Below are 3,648 nucleotides of genomic sequence, written 5' to 3' on the forward strand. Positions count from 1 at the left end.
TATAATCGTGCCGAAGGCCAGCACCGACGCGCTTGTCAAACTCATCGACTTCGCGCTTAACTTTCTCGGTATCGACTCCACGTTCCTTTAACATCCGGGCAGCGATCGCCAGATATTTGTATTCTGGCTCATTCCTTAAAGGATTTGGGTACCTAGCGCTTACGGCATTCATCGGATTGCCATAAATCGCACTTGCAAGTTCCTCCAGCTTGTAATTATAGCCCCTCTCCAACAAGAGAACGGCCTTGCTGGGATGCCCAACCGCTGCCGCATAATCTGCAATGCCCCCCCCCCCTTTGGACCTAGGTAAATTAACATCTACGCCATAATCCAAGAGCAACTGAAAATGGTCCCATTTTCCACTATATTGCCCTGTTGTGAAGGCTTGTAAAAAAATCGTATCCCCATCGGCCAATGGTAAGTTTGGATCGCCACCATATTTAAGCATTAATTTTAAATAGATGGGATCGGTATAAGATGCTGCTGCATAAGTGCCGGTGATGCCATCCTTGCCCGCGTGATTGGGGTTGGCCCCGGCTTTCAGCAAAGCTTCCAAGGCGGCTGGCTGCTCACATTTTAGGGCATAAAACATCGCCACCATGCCGTCTTGGCCTTGTGCATCAACCTTGACCCCATCCGCGATCAGTTGAGCAATCTTCGATGTTTTGCCGGCACAGGCGGCTTTTGCAAGCTTCGCCACTTGAGGGTCAGCGAAAGTTTGATCAATCGTTTTTCCGCCCAGTTTGGGGTCCATCATAAATATTCCTAAAAGGCTTGCCCCGACCAAAAGCGCGCCTGCTACCCCTGCTTTCACCATAATCTGCCCCTTGTGCCCTATCGACATGCGCTGCGCGCTCGGCGTGCATTCCAGCCTTGGAATGGCGCTTCGTCAAGCGAAACCTAAAGTGGATTTGATCGCGGCAATGCAAAAGACGACTCGGAACCGTTCAAGGACGCGCTCTGCTTGCCTTGAAGCCGCGTCACCATGGTCTCTGCGCGAGATGGGGTGTCAAGAGGTGAAATCGGCTGCGCCGACGCGCCAAGCGCGCCTCTTGACACCCCAGCTTGCGCGCAAAAAATCGAATACGGCCTTTGCGCAGGCAGAGCATGGCGTAAAGGCGTTCCGAGGCGGTTTTCACTGCCGACTTGACGGCGGCATTCCGAATGGAGCGCATCCTAAGCGCGAAACGCATTGCTGAAGAGTTACTTAGGGGGCTTTAAATCCGTAGCAGAACTTGCCAGCATCCGATCAATTGTTACAATTGCACGATCCTTGTCAGCTTGGCCTTCTTCGTTGACCTGTCTGATTTTGAGTGTTTCTCTAAGCTCGCCTAGATCGCGCTGATATCCTGATGCAAGAAGCTTGTTAACGACATTCATTTGCCCTTGAGTTGCGGAGAAGATCGCAATGTCGTTATTGTAGCCGAATTCGACATTCACATCAGCACCGGCATCTAGAAGATACTCAAACATCGCAAAATCAATTTTTGGAGCATTTCCTCCGCGGCTCAATGCATCGGCTAAGGCAGCATTAAGCGCTACCCCAAGAGGGGTATAGGTGGCCGGATCGTTTGAAACATAATTGATATCAGCACCACGTTGTAACAAAAGATCGACTATGTCTTTGTCTTGATAAGCAATGGCTACCATCAACGGTGACCAACGCTTAGCGTAAAGCACTGTATTGGGGGAGGCACCTTGATCAAGAAGCTTTGCTACAGCCTCACGATCATGCGCAAAAACCGCTTGATAAAGTGGTATGGCGGCGGGGTTGCGTTCGCCGTTCGGCCCAGAAGCTTCACGCCAAAACAAATCCGTATCCGCGTCACTCATGGACGCCAACGGAACAGATGAATTCGGCATTAGGTAAACACCTCCTGAAGCGAGAGCCAGCGAAAAGATGATGGTGAGCCATTTCATTGTCTGTTTCCCAAAATGCGACAGTGCCATGACTATCTATGCGCCATGAGATCAAGAACATTGACCATTTGGTGGGCTGCGTTAGGGTCTAACGCTCCCACAGGCAGTCGAACGTGTTTGCCCGGTGGAGGGGTAAAATTCCACGCGTGAGTAGCTGCATCACGCGCAAGAGGAGAACGGATGCCGTCTGCCCCACCCATGGCTCCAGCAATTGTTATTGCACCCACAGCCAATACCATACGGTTATCTTCAGCGAGAGAAAGCGGATCATTGGCCACTCGGTAATTTGTAATCAGATTATTGGCTTTTGATAGGCTAACTTTATACACACTTGCCATCGTCGCACTAAACGGTGCTGAGTTAAATGTGACCACGGGCGCATTAACGGTCAGACCCTGAATAATGGCAAGCGCACCGCCCAATGAGTGACCAGCGAAGCTTAGATTGGGGACTTGATTACGAATGAGTTGACGCGCGTTATCCTGCGCAATTGTTAGTTGCGGTACCTTTTGATTTCCACCAAGATTCCAGTCGGTTATCTTGTCTTGATACTGTCCAGGTAAATCGTTTGTTCCAGCATTTGCGAATACGTATCGATCGCCATTTTTAACGTGGTACAAATATCCTTGATAGCCGGAGGTGCCGTCGTCGGTTACCAAACCATTCACATAAGCACCCGACTCGACTCGACGAATTTTGTCGCCAAGAATAGTTTGATTTGACACGGTGTTATAAGCATCAGCTGCTGTGAGGCCGGCTTGGAAATCGGCATAGAGTTTCTGAAACCCTGCTTTTTTACCAAGAGCTGTTGCTGCCAATTGATCCATCCGCATCCTGTCTAGCATTATTTTATGGGCATCCGCGGCGCTAACACCCGTGCCACCCCATTGTAATGCGGTCACAGGATAAGTTGCAATTGCAGCATTTATAGCCTTTGACTCCGCATCGGTTGCAGGAGAGCCCAAGGCGGCACTTATCTTACGCTGAAGCTTAGCGTCTTCAAGCCCTTGAATCCCCCCCGCAATCGATGAACCAATCACATTGCCCAGTACCGACGGCAGGCTGGCGCGGATATTGTCGCCAAAGTCAGTGCCATTGACCAGCGATAGGCTCGCGGCTTGGGCGATGGCATCGGCCCCTGATACGACTAAATTCTTGCCAATATTGCCAAGGTCGCGGGACGAGCCGTCCCCAGAAAGCGGCTTGGCACCGATCGCGCCACGCATGCCATGCCCTACCGCCGACCCAACACCCGCCGCCGCAACCGCTGCCCAGTTGAACTTATCTTGCAGGCCCATCGTGACGGCGATGCCTTGGCTGATTGCGTTGGTGGCGGCACCACGAATTGCGGCCCCTACCATAGACTGAGCTGCGCCCGCTACACTCGACACAGCACCCCCAACACCGCCACTGATCGCGGCCAGCGCCACAGCCTTCCAGTCAAATTTCTCTTGTATCCCCGTCGCCACACCAAAAGCTTGGGAGACAATAGAGCCTGCTGCTGCTGCCATAGCACCCCCAGCAATAACAGCGGCGGCGGAACTGGTACCGACACTCAGCATACTTGCAGCTAGTTGCGTGGCCGCCCCTTGTGTCACAATCGTCACCACCACAGCAATCACCACCAACAAAATCTGGCCAAGCCCACCACATTTTTTCTTCTTCGGCGGGGTGGCTTGGGGGGCTTGGGGGGTTTCTGGGGTGGAGGGGGTGACATCGCCCAGGGTT

Annotated in this window: 3 protein-coding genes; all 3 read right to left on the minus strand. The window is 52.2% G+C overall.

Annotated features, from left to right (window positions below; translation table 11 throughout):
- Nucleotides 1–844 (minus strand): ankyrin repeat domain-containing protein (locus PsB1_RS11685; protein WP_420887923.1); only part of this gene is annotated, 844 nt, incomplete at its 3' end.
- A gap of 359 nt (nucleotides 845–1,203) precedes the next feature.
- Complete coding sequence (locus PsB1_RS11690; RefSeq protein ID WP_284361804.1) at nucleotides 1,204–1,863, minus strand: ankyrin repeat domain-containing protein; 660 nt, start codon at nucleotides 1,861–1,863, stop codon at nucleotides 1,204–1,206.
- Between the two features lie 89 nt (nucleotides 1,864–1,952).
- The coding region (locus PsB1_RS11695; RefSeq protein ID WP_284361806.1) for a Tle-like phospholipase domain-containing protein at nucleotides 1,953–3,648 on the minus strand (1,696 nt) is incomplete at its 5' end.

This window comes from Candidatus Phycosocius spiralis, from assembly GCF_030158815.1.
Lineage (GTDB): Bacteria > Pseudomonadota > Alphaproteobacteria > Caulobacterales > Aquidulcibacteraceae > Aquidulcibacter > Aquidulcibacter spiralis.

What these genes read in the sequence shown, in the direction of transcription:
- PsB1_RS11690 (WP_284361804.1), bottom strand. Translation starts at nt 1,863, where the DNA reads ATGCCGAATTCATCTGTTCCGTTGGCGTCCATGAGTGACGCGGATACG.